10 protein-coding genes are annotated in these 19,408 nt (G+C 41.0%); 9 read left to right on the top strand and 1 reads right to left on the bottom strand.

Translation table 11 applies throughout. The annotated features are described in order from the left end of the window. Positions 1–83: 83 nt before the first annotated feature. Positions 84–1,028: a FecR family protein gene (locus BQ7394_RS02720; protein WP_075555966.1), complete on the bottom strand. Its 945-nt coding sequence runs from the start codon at positions 1,026–1,028 to the stop codon at positions 84–86. 368 nt (positions 1,029–1,396) lie between these two features. Here BQ7394_RS02720 and BQ7394_RS02715 point away from each other — a divergent pair, with 368 nt between their 5' ends. The 9 genes from BQ7394_RS02715 (at position 1,397) to BQ7394_RS02675 (ending at position 19,335) form a co-directional block, all read left to right on the top strand. Then, positions 1,397–2,122 carry a FecR family protein gene (locus BQ7394_RS02715; RefSeq protein WP_317043285.1) on the top strand — a complete coding sequence of 242 codons (726 nt, stop codon included), beginning with the start codon at positions 1,397–1,399 and terminating at the stop codon, positions 2,120–2,122. 222 nt (positions 2,123–2,344) lie between these two features. Continuing rightward, on the top strand, positions 2,345–5,728 hold the full coding sequence (locus tag BQ7394_RS02710) for a TonB-dependent receptor (RefSeq protein WP_075555964.1): 3,384 nt from the start codon (positions 2,345–2,347) through the stop codon (positions 5,726–5,728). A 37-nt stretch (positions 5,729–5,765) separates the two neighbouring features. After that, positions 5,766–7,388: a RagB/SusD family nutrient uptake outer membrane protein gene (locus tag BQ7394_RS02705; protein ID WP_075555963.1), complete on the top strand. Its 1,623-nt coding sequence runs from the start codon at positions 5,766–5,768 to the stop codon at positions 7,386–7,388. A gap of 79 nt (positions 7,389–7,467) precedes the next feature. Next, positions 7,468–8,832 (top strand): alpha-L-fucosidase, encoded by a 1,365-nt coding sequence (locus tag BQ7394_RS02700; RefSeq protein ID WP_075555962.1) that lies wholly within the window; start codon positions 7,468–7,470, stop codon positions 8,830–8,832. 137 nt (positions 8,833–8,969) lie between these two features. Then, a complete protein-coding gene (locus BQ7394_RS02695; protein ID WP_075555961.1) occupies positions 8,970–9,554 on the top strand; it encodes an RNA polymerase sigma factor in 585 nt (194 codons plus the stop codon). A gap of 90 nt (positions 9,555–9,644) precedes the next feature. After that, on the top strand, positions 9,645–10,850 hold the full coding sequence (locus tag BQ7394_RS02690; protein WP_075555960.1) for a FecR family protein: 1,206 nt from the start codon (positions 9,645–9,647) through the stop codon (positions 10,848–10,850). A 113-nt stretch (positions 10,851–10,963) separates the two neighbouring features. Next, positions 10,964–14,290 carry a TonB-dependent receptor gene (locus tag BQ7394_RS02685; RefSeq protein ID WP_075555959.1) on the top strand — a complete coding sequence of 1,109 codons (3,327 nt, stop codon included), beginning with the start codon at positions 10,964–10,966 and terminating at the stop codon, positions 14,288–14,290. Positions 14,291–14,311: 21 nt separating this feature from the next. Beyond that, on the top strand, positions 14,312–15,895 hold the full coding sequence (locus tag BQ7394_RS02680) for a RagB/SusD family nutrient uptake outer membrane protein (RefSeq protein WP_075555958.1): 1,584 nt from the start codon (positions 14,312–14,314) through the stop codon (positions 15,893–15,895). A gap of 140 nt (positions 15,896–16,035) precedes the next feature. After that, positions 16,036–19,335 carry a DUF5107 domain-containing protein gene (locus BQ7394_RS02675; RefSeq protein ID WP_075555957.1) on the top strand — a complete coding sequence of 1,100 codons (3,300 nt, stop codon included), beginning with the start codon at positions 16,036–16,038 and terminating at the stop codon, positions 19,333–19,335. The last annotated feature ends 73 nt before the right edge of the window (positions 19,336–19,408 follow it).

The following is a 19,408-nucleotide window of genomic DNA, read 5'->3' as shown; positions in this document are numbered from 1 at the left end:
TGTCGGCATTTTTTTGTTTTCATGTATATCCCATAAGCACCTTTCTTTAAAGTTAATAAATATTTAATACTAATTACTTTCAATTATTCGATATAAATTATCTGATTGTCGTCATCCCGCTGATAGGTAAATTTTATGTCTTTCTGTAAAACACGAAGAGCATAATCTATGCCGTCTGTCTGTCGGAATTTTCCTGTGTAAAAGAATTTCCCTACTTCTTTGTTTTTGACGTAAATGTTCAATCCATAATATTTCTCAAACTCTTTCATGATAGAAGTAAAAGTTGCATCCTTGAAACAGATCAATCCTTCTTTCCATCGATAAGGATTATAATCATCTACCGAAGTAACACGAAGTTTACCATTATCCAGATACACTTTATTATTTGGTTTGAGCACCAAAGTCTGGTCCGGATCATCTGCTGAAGCTACTCTCACGCTACCCGACATCAATGTTGTTTCAAATTCTCCTGTTTCAGAATAAGCATCCACATCAAATTTCGTTCCCAGTACCTCCACATTATATTTATCGGTCTGTACGATAAAAGGCTTTTTTTCATCTCTTGCTACATCAAAATAAGCTTCTCCATCCAATACCACCTGACGATTCTTTTTACTGAACTTAAGCGGATATTTCAGTGATGTTCTGGCATTTAACCAAACATTTGTTCCGTCCGGCAAAGTAATATTGATTCGTTGGCCTGCCGGAACAGAAATTGTCTGCATTGCCATCAGCTCCTTTTCGATCGAAGACTGAAAATAAATATAACTGCCTCCTAAGGTAATTGCCACGACCGCTGCGATTTTGATTAACTCAGTTCTAAGAGAACTAAAGTTAATTGTAAATCTCTTTTTTCCTGATCTGATTATGTTTTCGTCTCCCAAAAGTAGCATCCCATCAAAAAGCTTTCTTTCTTTAAAAAAGGCACGTCGGTTATCTGCAGACGCTTCCATCCACAGCCTCACATCCTTCTCCTCTTCTAAAGATGCTGTTCCTTCGAAAAACTTATATAATATATCTTTGTTCATTTTGAATGTATCCAATTACCCATCTATAATAATAGCAGTTCACAAATAAATATCCCTAGTCAAAGAAATAAAAAAAATTGAACAATACCATATTTCTCCCTTTTAACTTCTCTGATCGAACTATCAAATTGTAATCAAAAAGGAGATAATCTATCCTTTTCTAATACGTTAAAAAATATTACCCGGTATAGTAATTCAAATTACCCGGGGTAGAAATTTAAAATACTCGGGGTAGTAATGACAATTTGATATTTTACATTTTAATCTGTTTTTTTTTCCATTCGGATGAATTTTTCATTCCATTCGAAAGGAAATTTAAATTCTATCGGAAGGAATAATGCGGACAGAGTTCTCTTAGAACTGAGTTAATTAAAATTGCAGCGGTTATTGCCTTCACGCTTGGAGGGAGTTTCTTCTATCAGCAGATACAAACGGAACAGACACTGATCCCTTTACAAACAATAGCCGTTCCCGCCGGTCAACGGATCAATATCACTTTGCCGGACGGAACAAATGTCTGGTTGAACGCACGAACAACCATTCAATATCCGATCACTTTCAATGCAAACGAACGCCTCGTAAAACTGGACGGTGAGGCCTATTTCGATGTTGCAAGAAATGAAAAAAAGCCCTTCATCGTACAGACCGACAAATATAATGTGGAGGTATTGGGAACACAATTTGACGTTGAATCTTATTCAGATACCGAAAATTTCGAAACAGCTCTGATGGAAGGAAGTGTAAGGATTTCATCACTGACAGATACAAATGAGAGTCTGACGCTTACACCTAATAATAAAGCCTACTTACATGAAGGAAAGTTACGGGTAATGTCGGTAGACGATTATAGTCCTTATCGTTGGCGGGAAGGATTGATCTGTTTCAAGAACGAAACGTTTGCTTCAATCATGAAAGAATTTGAAAAATATTATGGAATAAACATACACATAACCAACAAACAAGTGCAAAAATATCTGTACACCGGTAAGTTCCGACAAACAGACGGTGTGGATTATGCTTTAAGAGTCCTGCAGAAAGATATCAGATTTTCTTATCAGCGCGACGACGACAAAAATATTATTTATATCAAATGATTTTAACAATATGTTTCACCTAAATTTAAATGCTTATGGGATAAAAACTTGTTAACCGCTAATGCCGGCTAACGCTGGGGGGCAATAACTGGCATTCAATCAAATCAACACAAATCAATTAATTAAACTGTATTAACTTCAAATTAGAACAAAGTTATGAGAAAAAAAACTTTGTCGGGGTGCTGTTATCGGACACCGCGACCCTTAAAATGTTTCAGAATTATGAGAATAACCACATTCCTGCTTTTGGTATGCATACTAAATATGCATGCAGATAATGTTTTTTCGCAAAATGCAAGGGTCAGTATCAATCAAAAGAATGTTCAACTGGAAAAGGTTCTGAATGAGATAGAGCAACAGACCGATTATCTGTTTATCTACAACAATCAGGTAAATGTAAACAAAAAAGTTTCATTAAAAACCAAAAATCAACCGGTTTCAGTGGTTCTGAAAGAGTTGTTAGCTGATTCGGGAATCACATATTCTGTAGAGGGAAATCATATCGTACTCGGTAAACAGAATATGACTGCTACTCCACAACAAAACGGTATTATCAAAGGAAAAGTGATCGATACGAATGGGGATGCCGTTATCGGGGCCAATATCGTTGAAAAGGGAACATCCAACGGTACAACAACCGATATAGACGGAAACTTTTCGATCAATGCCCGATCAGGTTCTACACTGGTAATCACTTTTATAGGTTATGTCAAACAAGAAGTAAAAGCCAATCCTAGCCGGAGAATGGATATTATTCTGCAGGAAGATGCCGAAACACTGGATGAGGTCGTTGTAGTAGGATATGGTACAATGAAAAAAGCCGACCTGACCGGTTCTGTGGCAACCGTCGGTTCGGAAGTTATTGAAGACCGTCCGCTAACCAACCTAGGAGCCGGTTTACAGGGAGCTATTGCCAACCTGAATATTACGTCTTCCAATGGAGCACCGGGAACCGGTACGACATTTAATATCCGTGGTACGACCAACTTATCAGGCGGTGGTCCGCTGATCCTTGTAGACGGTATCGAAATGGACCCGAACCTTATCAATCCGCAGGATGTAAAAGACGTTACTGTTTTGAAAGACGCTGCGTCTGCCTCTATTTACGGTGCACGTGCTGCCTTTGGTGTGATCCTGATCACAACCAAAACAGGTTTCGTAACGCAAAAGCCGGTTGTTTCCTTAAGTGCCAACTACTCCATCAACGTTCCTACCGTTCATGCCGAATATATGAACTCGATGGAATATACCCAATGGATGAATGATGCCAACATGACAAGCAACGGCAGCAACTATTTCGATGACGTCACAATGGAGCATGTCAGAAATTATTACAATGATCCGGTCAACAATTCTCCGGTATTCCATCATCCGGACGATTCTCCCAGCAAATACCGTTACGCCGGTAATACAGACTGGTATGAAGCATTGAATAAGAAAAGCTATCCGATGCAACAGTACAACATCAGCGTACAGGGTGGTAGCGAAACGGCTAAATACATGACTTCAGCCGGTATGTTCCAGCAGGATGGTATTTCCAAATGGACGGATGAAGATTATAAACGTTTCAATGTCTTACAACATGTAAACTACAAAGTAAACAACTGGTTGCAGGTTGGATTGAGGGCAACCCTGTCGATGGTAAAAATGAATACCGGCCCGCAGAACAAATATGGGAACAATTCTCTTGGAGCAACAATCCCGGGAGATAGCCGCCCTTTGATGCCGATCTACCATCCTGACGGACATTTTGCCGGTTATTGCGGCGACGGTTACTTCACAAACCAGGCTGCATGGCTGTCTCAGGGAGGGTCTGCCGAAATGAGAAACAATAATATGTATGCAACGGCATTTGCTAAACTAAATCCATTCGAAGGTTTGGAGATTAACGTTGACTATACATATAATTATTATAATTACTCTTTCAAGAATCATGTTCGCGAATACATCGACTATGATGCCGACGGAAATCCGGGGTCTATTTTCCCGCATACTTCTCCGAACCAGGTGTCATATACAAAAAACGAATCGCAATACGATGTATTCAATGCCTATGCCACCTATAAAAAGAAAATCAATAAAGTGCATGCTTTGGAAGGTATGATCGGTTTCAATCAGGAAAATGCGACTTACAAAGGGGTTGGCCTGAGCAGAAACAATCTGATCGCCAACGATATCCCGTTCCTCAACCTGGCAACCGGCGACCGCTCGACCAGCGATTACATGAATCAGTGGGCTATCCGTGGTGCTTTCTTCCGCCTGTTCTATGCATACGACGACAAATATCTGTTCCAGGTGAACGGACGTTACGACGGTTCCTCACGTTTCCCGAAAAACGATCGTTTCGCATTCTTCCCGACATTCTCATTGGGTTGGAGACTTTCGCAGGAGAAATTCTGGAAACCGATCTCTCACATCGTGAATGATTTCAAGATCAGAGGTTCTTACGGTGCTTTAGGAAACCAGGTATTAAATCAAGGAGGTTATGCAGCGTATTACCCCTACATTTCCACCTACTCCACAGGAGAAGTAGGCTATCTATTCAATGGTGAAAAACAGATGGGAGTATATTCTCCGGGACTGGTAAGCGATCAGCTGACCTGGGAAACAGTGAAGCAATGGGACTTGGGTTTCAATTTCTCTATGCTCGACAGCCGCCTGACCGGTGAATTCGACTATTATGTACGTACGACAGAAGACATGTTGACCAAGTCAAAAACATTACCTTCTATCCTGGGTGTATCAGAGCCGCAGATGAATGCAGCCGATTTGAGAACAAAAGGTTGGGAATTGGCTTTGACATGGAAGTCTACACTGGAAAGCGGTTTTGCATATAGTACCACCTTGTCATTATCCGATTACCAGGCAGAAATTACCAAATATGATAACCCGACAAAGAACCTGGCCGATAGCTATTACGAAGGAAGAAAGTTAGGCGAGATCTGGGGGTTCGTCACAGACGGTCTATTCCAATCGGATGAAGAAGCGGCATCATGGGATCAGTCGAAAGTAGTTGGCTATCCTCAATATGCAGGCGACCTAAAGTTTGCCGACCTGGATGGCGACGGTAAAGTAACAAAAGGGGAAAATACGGCTAATAATCCGGGGGATATGAAGGTCATCGGTAATGAGACACCTCGTTATAACTTCGGTATCCGTGGTACGGCCGAATACAAAGGCTTCGATTTCACTTTATTCTTTCAGGGAACCATGAAACGCGATATCATACCGTCGAAGACATTCTATCTGTCTCATTATACATCCCAGTGGTCTGTTCCGCAGAAAATGAACTACGACTATTGGAGAGAAGACAACCGCGATGCTTTCTTCCCGCGTGCCCGAATGAACGGTTCAGCTGTAAATGAAAATCAGACCCGCTTCATGCTGAATGGTGCTTATATCCGTTGTAAACAGCTGGCTCTTGGTTATACTATTCCGAAATTTATTACAGAAAAAGCCAAGATCTCAAAGCTGAGAGTTTACTTCAATGCGGACAACTTGTTCGAATTCTCCGGAATGCCTGACACTTTCGATCCGGAATTGGCAACAGTGAATGCTTATCCATTCATCAGATCATTCTCTTTTGGTGCCAACCTGACATTCTAAGACAGAATATTGTAGAATAATTAAATTTAAAAACAGAATGAAAAAAGTATATTATATTGCAAGCTTGTCTTTACTACTCGGGTTTTCTGCATGTAACAACGATTTCATGGATTTATACCCGGAAGATAAGATCAATGACGAGACTTATTGGAAGACAGAAAGTGACTTGAAAAACTTTGCCAACCAGTTTTATACCACACTGGATAATACCGGTGCCTATGGCAACGACAATGCGTCCGACAACCAGGCGCATCAGACAAAAGACGATTTCATCTGGAGCGATTATACCGTTCCTACTGCCGGCGGAGGCTGGGCGAAAGGTGACTGGGCAAACATCCGAAGCTGTAATTATTTCCTGGCACGTTATCATACGGTTGAAGGAATAACGGAAAACATCCACCGGTATGTCGGTGAAATCTATTTCTTCAAGGCTAAATTCTATTATGAAAAAGTACTCCGTTTCGGTGACGTACCTTGGTTGACAACAGACCTGACCACTTCTTCGGAAGAGCTATACAATCCACGCAATGATCGCGGAACGGTTATAGACTCGATCTGTGCCTGCCTGGATAAAGCGAGTGAGTGGCTACCGGAAACAATGACAGATACCCGGCTTAGCAGATACTCCGCTTTAACGCTGAAATCGAGAGTTTGCCTGTTTGAAGGAACCTGGAGAAAATACAGAAACATGGAAAATGCAGACAAATATCTGCGTGCCAGTGTGGAAGCCTCTGAAAAAATCATCAACAACGGTAACTTCGATATCTATTCAACCGGAAATATTCAAGATGATTATCATGCTTTGTTCAACCAGCAGGATTATACGAATAATAAAGAAGCAATCTTCTTTGTCGCCTATATTACAGACAAACGTATGAACAACCGTCCGCGTACCGTTCGTGAAGCAGGTACCGGAATGACCAAAGATTTCGTGGAATCGTTCTTGTGTACAGACGGTAAACCGATCGGATTAAGTAATCTTTATAAAGGAGATACTAAATTCATGGATGAATTTGAGAATCGTGACCCACGTCTGAAACAATGTGTGTATACTCCTGATCGCCCTATTGCAATCTTAGCCGACGGTTCGGAAGAATATGAGAATTCACCGATCTTCAACAATCTGACTTTCACAGGTTATCGTTTATATAAGATGTATTCTCCGCTGGCCGAAGACAACGAATATATTAAATGTACACTGGATGACCTGATCTACCGTTACGGTGAAGTGTTATTGAACTATGCAGAAGCAAAAGCCGAATTAGGTGAATGCGACCAGGCTGTACTGGACAAAACGATCAATAAACTGCGCGACCGTGTAGGCATGCCTCATCTGACGACCAATGTAGGATTTACCGACCCGAACTGGCCTAACTGGGAAGTTAGCATTTCTCCGTTACTCAACGAGATCCGCCGTGAACGCCGGGTAGAATTGGCTTGCGAAGGTATTCGATGGAACGACTTGTGCCGGTGGAAAGCTGGTAAACTACTCGAAAACCAGAAGACGTATTTAGGACCACGTGATCCGGAAACCGGAAACTATCGCATTTTATACGGGAATATGACCCGTAAATGGTACGACCGTCTGTACCTGCGTCCGATACCGACCGACGAATTCACTTACAATCCTAATTTGTTACCACAAAACCCGGATTGGTAAACAGTAATAATGAGCCAATAAATTAATTGGCTCATTATTTTTCACTATACTTGTATCTGAAATATAATCTGACTCAATCATGAAAAAAACAGTTGTAGGATTACTGGCAGCTCTATCTGTCCTCATATCCTGTTCACCCCAAGAGACAACAAAGGTAGTTACTCCCAATGCCCGGCAACTAGCCTGGGCGGATGCAGAAGTAGGAGTCCTGATCCATTTCGACATGCCGGTTTATCAACCGGATTATAATTTCAGGAATTGGGGGACACACCCGGACGCTTCCATTTTCAATCCGACAGACTTAAACACCGATCAATGGCTGGAAACGGCTCAGAAGCTGGGAGCTAAATATGCAGTACTTGTGGCCAAACATTGCAGCGGCTTCAGCTTGTGGCCAACAGAAGCACACGATTACAGCATCAAACAATCTCCCTGGAAAAATGGAGAAGGAGATATTGTTGCCGATTTTGTTGCTTCCTGCAAAAAATATAACATCAAACCGGGTATCTATGCCAGTACGACGGCCAACGGCTATCTGTATGTAGATAATCCGGGAATTGTTCAGGAAGGAGGTCCGGTCAGCCAGGAGGAATACAATAAGATCGTAACACAACAACTGACCGAGTTATGGAGTAATTACGGCGAATTGTTCGAAATATGGTTCGACGGAGGCGTACTCTCCAGGGAACAGGGCGGTGCAGACGTGTTATCACTAGTTCAAAAATTACAACCCAACGCTGTTGCCTTCCAAGGCCCTTATGGGCACCCGAATCTGGTCAGATGGGTTGGCAACGAAGAAGGCGTTGCCCCCTACCCTTGCTGGTCTACCGCCGACTCTACGACAAATGCAGATGGCACCCGTGTTATCAACGGTCTGAACGGTGATCCTTTTGCCCCGTTCTGGTGTCCGGGAGAATCTGACTTCACCTTGCGCTGGAATCGTTCATTCCAGGGTGGATGGTTTTGGACAGCCGGAGAAGACAGCATGATGTTCACGATTCCTGAGCTATTAACAAAATATGAAACCAGTGTTGGAAGAAATACGAATATGCTATTAGGACTGGTTGTCGACAACAAAGGGCTTATCCCGGAAGCTGATGTTTGCCGGATAGAAGCATTAGGCAAAGAGATAAACCGGCAATACGGCACACCACTCCAGCAAACTTCCGGAACCGGATCAGAATACATCCTGTCTTTCGAGAAGCCGACCAGCATCGATCGCGTTATTATGCAGGAAGACATATCCAAAGGAGAAAGGATTTTAAAATATACTCTAAAAGGGAAAAAGGATAATGAATGGATCGACCTGTCTTCCGGTTCCTGCATCGGGCACAAACATATTAACAGGTTTGATCCGCAGAAACTCGATGCTATCAAACTTATTGTAACAGAGTCGAAAGCGGAACCCCAAATATTGAATTTCTCTGTTTTTGAGACATTATAAGAAAAAAGTGATTACTAAAGGTTCCTGTTTTAATATAAATAGGAACCTTTTTTGTTTACAATATAATTGTGTAATCCAAGAACACAAACCTTGTTTTTCATAATAATTGTCTTATATTTGTCAAACAATACATAACCATGCTAGTAGATGAGACTAAAATAAGGTGGCGCCAATTTGTTTCCGGCGATAATGATTCCTATTGCTGGATATACAATACTTATGTACAAATACTGTACCGGTATGGTCTTCGTTTCACATCCGATTCTGAAATCATAAAAGATTGTATACAAGAAGTTTTCACTTCTCTATACAAAAACCGGGATCATCTTGTCACTCCTGAAAATATAAAAGTCTACCTATTCGTTTCTTTAAAGAATTGCCTCATCCGGACTCTCTATAAAGAATCTCTTTATGACCGGGAACTACCAGAAAATATTCAGTTCTCGCTGGAGCCGACGGTCGAAGAAGTTTTCATCAAAAATGAGCAATATACAAATCAGCAGAGAAAATTAAAAGAAATCTTGTCTGCACTTCCTCCACGGCAGAAAGAGATCATATATTACAGGTTTATTCAGGAATTAAGCATGGATGAAATATGTATCTTGATGAATCTGAATTACCAATCGGCCCAAAACCTGATCCAACGCTCATTAAAGAAAGTCAGAGCCAGTTACGGTTCTGTGGAAATATTTATATTGACACTTTCCATTTCCCTAAAATAACAAAATTTTAATACTAAATAAAAAAATCATTTTTAGGTGAGTATAAATTGAAGACTGCTGTATCCTAATAACAAAAGCGACTCCCTAAAGATGAATAAAGACTATACTAAATATAAAGCACATCAATTACTGAGTGATGATTATTTTCTGGAATCGGAATTACACCCAACGGAAAAAGATCGTTTATTCTGGCAACAGCTTCAGGCAGAAAATGCACCTTTGGCTGTCGAAATCGAAGCTGCTCGCTTTTTTCTCAAAAATATAAAAGTTTCTACCGATAGTTCCAGTTTATCCTTTGGAGAACAAAAAAATCTATGGAAAAGAATTCAGATTGCCAACGAGCAATATGAGTCAAAGAAAAAACGAATCAGTTTTATAAAAATTACAGTAGGAATCGCAGCATCCTTACTCTTACTTTTTACTTATGAATGGTATAACATATATTCCAATAAACAAGAGATTAATTATGAGGCAATCATAAAATCCATACCGCATACCGACGATCCATCGCAAAACGTACAATTAATCCTTTCAGAAAACAAAAAACTATCTCTTGAAGGGAAGGAAACCGAAGTTGAGTACAAAAAAGAAGGAAGTATAAGTGTAAACTCCCAAAGTGTTGAAGTAGAAAAAGAGAAAGAAGAAGTTCAATCATTCAACCAACTCATTGTTCCTATTGGAAAGCGCTCTTCTATTACATTTATAGATGGTAGTAAAATATGGGTGAACTCCGGATCAAAAGTTATCTACCCTGCAAAATTTACAGATCATAACCGGGAAATTTTTGTCGAAGGAGAAATCTACCTGGATATTGTGCATGATGAAAAACGGCCATTCATTGTAAAAACAAAAACAATGGAGATCCGGGATCTGGGAACCCAGTTCAATGTCTCAGCTTATGAGAACGAGGCCAGTAGTGATGTCGTATTGGTAGAAGGAAAAGTGGAGATCAAAGCCAAAGGTCTAAAGAAAAGCACATTAAATCCGAATCAGTTATTTTTATATGATAATCAAAGCAATAAGAGTAGTATTTCAAATGTAGACACGAAAGATTATGTAGCCTGGAAAGATGGATATTACCAGTTCAACCAACAAAGACTTAATATCGTATTGAAAAAACTCTGTAAATACTATGGAATAAAAATGAACTGGGATGAAAAAGTAAACGAACTGACTTGTAGCGGCAAACTGGATTTGAAAGAAGACCTGGATGAAGTATTCAATGTACTTCAGAAAGCAGCTCCGATAGAGATAATAAAAAACGACGAATACATAAATATTATTGTTAAACCCTAAAAATCAAATCAATATGGATCCATAGAAACAACAGGACGAGTATTTACTTACTTGTCTATTCATTCAATTTTACTGGCATTAAACCGTATTTATAAACTTAAATCGTTTCACATATGAAAAAGAACACAAGGTTTAGTCAAAGAAAACCAAACAAAAAGAGATTATTACGCACCATGAAGATTTTTCTGCTTTTGACGTTCTTAACTATTGGAACTTGCTTCGCTTCAGAGTCATACTCTCAGGAAACATCTTTCTCTATAACAACAGAGAACAAAACAGTCAAAGAAGTAATTAATGAAATAGAAAATAATAGCGAGTTTATTTTCTTTTATCTCGACAAATCGATCGATCTGAATCGCAAAGTATCTATCCATGTTGAAAACAAAAAGATAGATACAATACTCGATCAATTATTTTCCGGTACGGAAAATAATTACTCTATATCTGACCGTCAGATAATCATATCAAAGAAAGAAGCGCCTATTAATGCTGAAACAAATCAGAAAAGCACCCGTACTGTTTCAGGTGTAGTAAAAGACGATATGGGACCGGTAACCGGTGCCAACATTGTTGTCAAAGGAACTACAAACGGAACAATCACCGATTTCGATGGAAAGTTTACATTGGAAAACGTTCCGGCAAATGCTATTCTGCAAATTTCTTACATAGGTTATCTCCCACAGGAAATTGAAGTTGGCAGCCAATCGATGTTCAACATTGTATTGAAAGAAGACAATCAAGCATTGGATGAAGTAGTTGTCATCGGTTATGGTACCGTACGTAAGGCTGACTTAGCCGGTTCTGTTTCCGTATTGGATAGCAAATCATTTAAAGACCAGCCGATCACACAGGTATCCGACGCTTTACAGGGTCGTGTATCCGGTGTACAAGTACAAAACAGTGGCGTACCGGGCGGTACCGTCAAGATCCGTATCCGCGGCTCCGGTTCTATCAACCGTAGTAACGATCCATTATATGTTATCGATGGTATTGTTCGTGAAAGTGGTCTGACAGGGTTGAACCCGGAAGATATTCAGTCTATGCAGATTCTAAAAGATGCATCTTCCACGGCCATCTACGGTTCCCGTGGAGCAAATGGTGTTGTATTGATTTCAACAAAAACAGGTAAAGCAAATACCCGTCAAATCATGTTTGACGCACAAATTGGCGTGGGAACAGTAGCTAAACGTTACGAGACACTTAGCCCGTACGAATTTGGTACCTTATATAATACATATCGTGCTAATACTTTTTCTTCCGAGCAGCTATCTGCTTTCCAGAATGGAACAGCCGGTACTAATTGGTTGGATGAAATCTTCCAGAATGGCGTAACACAAGATTACAAATTGACACTCTCCGGCGGTAGTGATAAGATTCAATATCTGGTTTCTGGCAACTATGTTGGGCAAGAAGGTGTCGTAAAAGAAAACACGAACAAACGTTATCAGGTACGTGCCAATATAACATCACAGATCACGGACTGGTTGCACTTGACAGCGGATGTGAATGCCTCACATAATGTGAAGAGGAGTGCAGACTTTAGTGCTGCTAAAGGTAATATTGTCAATATCGCGATGAATTATGCACCGGTTCTCGGTATCATGAACGATGACGGGACCTATATACGTGATCCATACAGCGCTATTACACAATTGAATCCGGTTGGTTTATTGAATGAACAAATTGGCGAATCAATGAGAGATATCGTTAATGCTCACATTGACTTAAAGTTCAACATTTTGCCAGGTTTAACCTTTACAACCAGTAATGGTGTAGACTACAACGATGTGAAAAACTATTCTTTTGCTACAAAAAAAGTATCCAGTTCAAGCAGTATGGGTAACAATGACGGTTATCGCATGACTTTGCAAACCACAAATAATCTGACTTACAACGGAAAATGGGGCGACCACGCTCTAACCGCCACTGCTGTTTATGAAGCTACCCAGTCAGAATACCGTTATATGAACATCTCGGGAAATAATTTAATGACTGAAAGCGTAGGATGGTGGAATGCAGAAATGGCCAGTAGTCGCAGTGCAAATAATGACTATTCAAAATGGGCATTGATGTCCGGTGTTGGTCGTGTGATGTATAACTACAAAGATCGATATATGCTGACCGGAACAATCCGTGCTGATGGTTCATCAAAGTTCTTCAATGATAAATGGGGCTGGTTCCCTTCTATCGCTGCTGCCTGGTCAATGGGTAATGAAGACTTTATGCAAAATCAGAATATTATTCAGGATCTGAAGATCCGTGCCAGTTACGGCGTTATCGGTAGTCAGGCCATTGATCCTTACGAAACATTAGGATTGATGTCAAAAGCCATGTATTCATTTGGAGGAAATTCTTATTACACAGGTTACTGGGTAGGACAGTCAGTAGCAACACCGGATCTTTCTTGGGAAAGAACACATCAGTTTGACTTAGGTTTGGACTTTTCTACACTAAATCATCGCTTAAGTGTATCGTTAGATTATTTTGACAAACGAACAAAAGACGGTCTGTTGAAACGGACCATTCCGAATTATGATGGTGGTGGATCTTACTGGGTAAATGCTGCAGAAATCAGCAACCGTGGTATGGACTTCTCAATCAATGCAACAATCTTTGATCGTCCGGACTTCAGTTGGACAACAACTTTCAACGGTACCTATCTGAAAAATGAAGTGAAAGACCTCGCAGGTTTGGAATTTATTCCAGGAGCTAATATCGCCTCCGGTATGTTTTCAACAGATGGTATTACCCGTGTTGAGGTAGGTCAGCCAATCGGTGCTTTCTATGGATATGAATGGAAAGGGCTGGAAGAGATTTATGATAAAGAAGGTAAACTTGAAACTGTACGAGATGCCTTTGTAGACCAGAATGGTGATAATGTAATCGACAGTAAAGACCGTACTTTTATCGGAAAAGCCAACCCTGATTTTACGTTAGGATGGAACAACAGCTTGAGCTGGAAAAATTGGGATTTGAATATGTTCTTCACTGGTTCGTTCGGTGCCGATCGTTTCAACATGGTTCGTTACACCGGAACATCCATGACGGGAGACTTCGCTTTCATTACCCTGAAAGAATATCTGAATGATAATTATGATACGAAAGGGTTGTCTGCACGTTATCCGTCAGTAAATGTAACCGGTAATAATTATCAGGCAGCAGCAACATCAACCAAGTATCTGGAAAAAGCAAATTATTTCCGTCTGGATAATATTAGTTTATCATACAATCTGCCAAAATCGGTATCTAAGTTTGCTGACCTACGCTTTACGTTCAGTTGCCAGAATTTATTCACGATAACTAGTTATAAAGGAATGGATCCGGCCGGTATTTCGTTTGTAGATACAGGAACCGGTAGTGTAGATACTAACGACGGTATCGATCTGGGAGCTTATCCGCTAACCCGTTCGTATACAATTGGTGTTCGTATGAATTTCTAACCATTTAATAAAGAATATAGTATGAAAGCAAAATATATATTATATGCCTTAGGCATAGCTTTACTATCGAGTTCATGTAATGATTTTCTGGATGAAGATGCAAAAGGGAAATTAACACCCGGGACCTTCTTCTCAACACAAGATGAATTAACGATGGCAACTTATGCATTGTATAAAAATGTCTGTCTGATGCAGACCAATACCAATCCGACTATTCCGAGTTGGCAAGGCGATGACATAACAGCTAATCCGGAAAGTAATAAACAGGCCTATGCCGAAGCTGATGCATTCCGTCCGACAGATGCTAATAAAGGAGTAGATGCAGCTTGGTCAACCTCTTATACAGCAATCAAATCTGCGAATTATATCATTGGCAACGGAGACAAAACTCCAACAACCCAGGCAGAAATCGATATCGCAATCGGTCAGGCCAAGTATTGGCGTGCAGCCAACTATTTCTGGTTGGTTCGCCGTTGGGGACCAGTACCTTTGGTACTGGATACGGAAGTAAACTATGAACGTCCGTTAGCGAGTGTACAGGAAGTTTATGATCAAATTGTCAAAGATTTACAGGATTGTATCGCTACACTTCCTACTGACTATTCAACAGCTCCTCAAAAACAACAAGGTGCCAATATTTATATTACCAAGCAGGCTGCCCAAGCAACATTAGCTGCGGTTTATATGGCAATGGCAGGTTGGCCCTTGAAACAGACACAATATTATGCATCAGCAGCTGAACAGGCTAAAGCGGTTATCGATGGAGTAAATGCCGGAACATATGAATACATTCTGGAACCAGAATATAAATATGTATATGCACCAACTCATAATTATACAAATGAAACGGTTGTCGGTATCAATTACTCACGTGCTGTCCAAACATGGGCAGAAGACTCTCAGATGACCAACAGCCATTTATTCGAATCACTCAGTGGTTGGGGGGATGCCTTAGGTGAAATTAAATTCTGGAAAGATTTTCCGGAAGGTCCGCGTAAAGATGCTACTTATAACCCGAAAATTCTCTTAGGCAACAAGGCAGACGGTAAGTTAGTGGACTGGTTCGATACAAGTGTGCCCGAACAGCAACCTATGTTCTGCGCCTTTACAATCGGCGAAGACGGTGGTGATTACGACTATACAAAACCAGCCAACACTTCTTGGATGACCAATGATCATCGTCACCGTTTGATCCGTTATTCTGAAGTTTTGTTATGGTATGCTGAATCACAGGCTCGCGCCGATGGTTCTCCAAATGCTATGGCTTATGAATGTATCAACAAAGTACGTGAACGAGCAGGCTTAGAACCATTGTCTGGTTTGAGTGGTGAGGCATTCGCTGAAGCTGCCATGAAAGAACATGGTTGGGAAGTTGCCGGTTACTTTGTCGCTCTAGTTACTCGCCGAGATGACCAAATGCGTCTGGAATTATTGGAGAAGGCATTCAACGAACGTAAAACCAATGCTTCCATTGAGGTTGCCCCAGGTGTTATGCGGAAAGAAAATGTAAATATACCAGCAGCGGTTACCTGGCAAGGTGAAAAAACAATCTATTTGCCATATCCGGCATCTGATGCTCAACTGAATTCAAATTTAACTCGATAAGCAGGTATTAGTCTAATTTTCAAGGCCTAAACCTAATAGTGACTGTTCCGAGATTACTCTCGGAACAGTCACTAACCATCATTATTTTTTATCCCTTTTCTATATTGTGTGTACATTCTTAAATTTTAATTATAGTTACCATGAAATCTAAGTTTATACCATTACTCTTATTGTGTGCAAGCCCTCTTCTGGGACAGCAGGTTAACATGAAGTCCGTAACAGAAAAGATCCCTACCTATCAGATCGGTAATCCGGAAATTGATCCGATATTCTTTACCGGACGTGTTTACCAGGGAGCCGAAGGATATATTTATCCTTATCCTTTATATGATGTATTGACAGAAAAGAAAACTGAACAGGATTATAATGTTCTCCGGTTGGATAATCAATACGTCGATATTTCTATTCTCCCGGAAATCGGCGGCCGTATCTTTGCCGCTTCCGACAAAACAAATGATTACCATTTCTTTTATACCCAAACCGGAGTGAAACCCGCCCTGATCGGAATGTTGGGGGCTTGGTTGTCGGGAGGTGTGGAATGGAATATTCCCGATCATCACCGTGCAAGCAGCTATATGCCGGTTAACTGGACTATGAAAGAAAACGAAGACGGAAGTAAAACGGTATGGGTAGGAGAAACCGAGCTACGCCATCGACTGAAATGGTCGGTAGGAGTTTCAGTATATCCCAACCGCTCATGGGTAGAAGCTAAAATAAAAGTGATCAATCCGACCCCAATGATCCAGTCGATGCTCTATTGGGCTAATGTATCTGTTCATTGTAACGATCAATATCAGGTGATATTCCCACCTGATGTACAATTCGGAGCTGATCATCATAAAGTATACTTCACTAACTGGCCGCAAGGAGAAACGACCGTCGGTGATGGGAAAATTGAAGATTTGTCGTGGTGGAAAAATTTCACAGGCAGTTCCCGCTCTATTTTCGCATGGGGAAGTGAAATGTCATTTCTGGCTGGTTACGATTATGGGAAAGATGCCGGAACAGTGCATGTAGCCAACCGCCATGTCGTTCCCGGAAAGAAATTCTTTTTATGGGGTAACAATGAAAATGGCGAGATGTGGAATAAAATATTATCGGACAATGACGGGCATTATCTGGAGTTAATGGTAGGCGGTTATTCCGACAACCAACCGGATTATAGCTGGATAAACCCAGGCGAAATCAGGGAATTCAGCCAGATATGGTATCCGGTAAAAGGTATCAAAGGTGTTAAGAATGCGACAGACGACGCTGCTGTGAATTTTGAACCGACTGAAGGAAACAACTACCGTGTAGGTTATTGTGCAACCACACTGTATGAGAATGCTCGTGTCGTGGTAAAATACAAAGATCAGATACTAATGGATAAACGAATCAATATCGACCCGGATAAATATTTCCTCGATCAGGTATCCGTTCCCGATCCGTCAGACGCCTCAGCATTGTATACCGCACTCTACGATGCAAATGGAAATCTGCTGGTCGATTATCGTCCGATCGTACTAGAAGAAAAACCGCTTCCTAAAGTTATCGACGGAACCAAACCGGTCAAAGAATATAAAACAAACGAAGAGCTCTATCTGGCCGGGTTACGTGTCGATCAATTCAATAATGCACGCCTGGATTACATGGACTTTTATAATGAAGCCCTGTTGCGTGATTCCATGGATGCACGTGTTAACATCGAAGTCGGCAAACATTATATCCGCCAGGGAAAATGGGATCAAGCAGCATTACACCTAAATCGTGCCCAGGCCCGTTTGTCACACGACTACACAACCGTTAAAAATACGGAAGCTTTATATTATCTGGGATATCTATACCAGATGACCGGGAATACGGGCAAAGCGATAGACGCCTATTGGGCAGCCACCTGGACGCCCGATTTCAAACATCGTTCTTTCTATGAACTGGCTGTATTAGCAGTAAAAGACAAAAACTATAAACAAGCCATGGACATGATCACCCAGTCCCTTTATGTGGGAGGACGCGATCTTCAGGCTCTAACGTTAAAGGCTTATATCCTCCGGATGCAGGGAAAGAAAGAAGAGGCACAGGAAACAATCCGTTATGTCCAACAAATCGATCCACTGGATTACTGGAGCGCAGCGGAAGCCAGTCTATCGGCCTCACAAAGCACCTCTTTTCTGAATACCGGAACCAATCATAACAGTAAAGGAATCATTGCCGTACAAGAATTATTGGAAGTTGTTTCCAACTATATGAAAATAGGAGCTACCGAAGATGCTTTGACATTGTTAAACGGGGCAATAGCCTTGGGAGATCCATATACTTCTTACCCGTTGCTCTACTATTACAAAGCATATAATTTACTGGAACAGAACAATCAAGCTGAAGCTATTAGCTGCCTGGGTAAGGCCGGATCATTATCTCCACTGAACAATTATCCTTTCCGTATAGAAGAGATCAACCTGTTTGAGACTTTATTAAAAGAAAGTCCGGACAATTCATTCCTTCATTATCACCTGGGTAATTTACTTTACTATCTCGGACAGAAAGAAGCAGGCCTCGACCACTGGATACGTTCCACAGAACTTAATCCGTCTTTCGCCATTGCCTGTCGTAATGTCGGCTTCGGCTATGGTTGCCTGAATGAACTGGATAAGTCCATGAAGTATTATGACATGGCTATCGAAGCCAATCCGAACGATCCTCTCCTACTGACAGAATCGGATAAGATCTATGAACAAGCAAATGTATCGGCAAATATACGATTAAAACGACTGGAATCTCATCTGAAAACAGTAATGAAGCACGATGATGCCGTTATGCGCTTACTCACATTATACAATGCTGCAGGCCTGTATGACAAAGCGATAAAAATACTTGATAGCAGGCATTTCCATCTATGGGAAGGCGGTGGACAAGTTCACGATATCTATGTGGACTCGCATTTGCTGAAAGGTATGAAGCTGTTGAAAGGAAAACGTTACAAAGAGGCTATCAACGAATTCGACCTGGCAAACCAGTATCCTGTCAATCTCGAAGTAGCTCCTTCACCAAGAGGTGGCTATGAAGCAAAAGTTTATTACCTGTCAGGTATAGCTTACGAAGCAATGAACCAGGCAGACAAGGCCAAAGAGTGCTTTGAGAAATCAGCAAATACCGATTTCAGAAACCGGTTGACTGACCTGAACTATTACAAAGTCAAATCACTCAGAAAATTGAACAGGAACGAAGAAGCCGATGCTACTCTGGCAGATATGCAAAAGAGCCTGGAACGTATGCAAACCAACCTGATGGATTCATACGCCAAATTCGGAGAAGCAAACCAGAATGTACAGCAAAGCAATATCCTGTATTATTCGGGACTGATACATCTCTTACAAAACAATCCCTCCAAGGCAAACGAGGAGTTCAAACAGGCGATCCAGCTATACCCCGGAAACATCTGGGTCAAACAAATGCGTGAATGACAACTACTCTTTGATAAATAAAGAATAAACCAAATAAAAGAACGATTCTCTGAAACAATAGAGGATCGTTCTT

This window comes from Parabacteroides timonensis, assembly GCF_900128505.1.
Lineage (GTDB): Bacteria > Bacteroidota > Bacteroidia > Bacteroidales > Tannerellaceae > Parabacteroides > Parabacteroides timonensis.
Note: the sequence above shows the minus strand (reverse complement) of the source record. Positions and strands in the feature narration are given on the sequence as shown.

What these genes read in the sequence shown, in the direction of transcription:
- BQ7394_RS02695 (WP_075555961.1), top strand. Translation starts at nt 8,970, where the DNA reads ATGCTAGTAGATGAGACTAAAATAAGGTGGCGCCAATTTGTTTCCGGC.
- BQ7394_RS02720 (WP_075555966.1), bottom strand. Translation starts at nt 1,028, where the DNA reads ATGAACAAAGATATATTATATAAGTTTTTCGAAGGAACAGCATCTTTA.
- BQ7394_RS02685 (WP_075555959.1), top strand. Translation starts at nt 10,964, where the DNA reads ATGAAAAAGAACACAAGGTTTAGTCAAAGAAAACCAAACAAAAAGAGA.
- BQ7394_RS02700 (WP_075555962.1), top strand. Translation starts at nt 7,468, where the DNA reads ATGAAAAAAACAGTTGTAGGATTACTGGCAGCTCTATCTGTCCTCATA.
- BQ7394_RS02675 (WP_075555957.1), top strand. Translation starts at nt 16,036, where the DNA reads ATGAAATCTAAGTTTATACCATTACTCTTATTGTGTGCAAGCCCTCTT.
- BQ7394_RS02705 (WP_075555963.1), top strand. Translation starts at nt 5,766, where the DNA reads ATGAAAAAAGTATATTATATTGCAAGCTTGTCTTTACTACTCGGGTTT.
- BQ7394_RS02680 (WP_075555958.1), top strand. Translation starts at nt 14,312, where the DNA reads ATGAAAGCAAAATATATATTATATGCCTTAGGCATAGCTTTACTATCG.
- BQ7394_RS02710 (WP_075555964.1), top strand. Translation starts at nt 2,345, where the DNA reads ATGAGAATAACCACATTCCTGCTTTTGGTATGCATACTAAATATGCAT.
- BQ7394_RS02690 (WP_075555960.1), top strand. Translation starts at nt 9,645, where the DNA reads ATGAATAAAGACTATACTAAATATAAAGCACATCAATTACTGAGTGAT.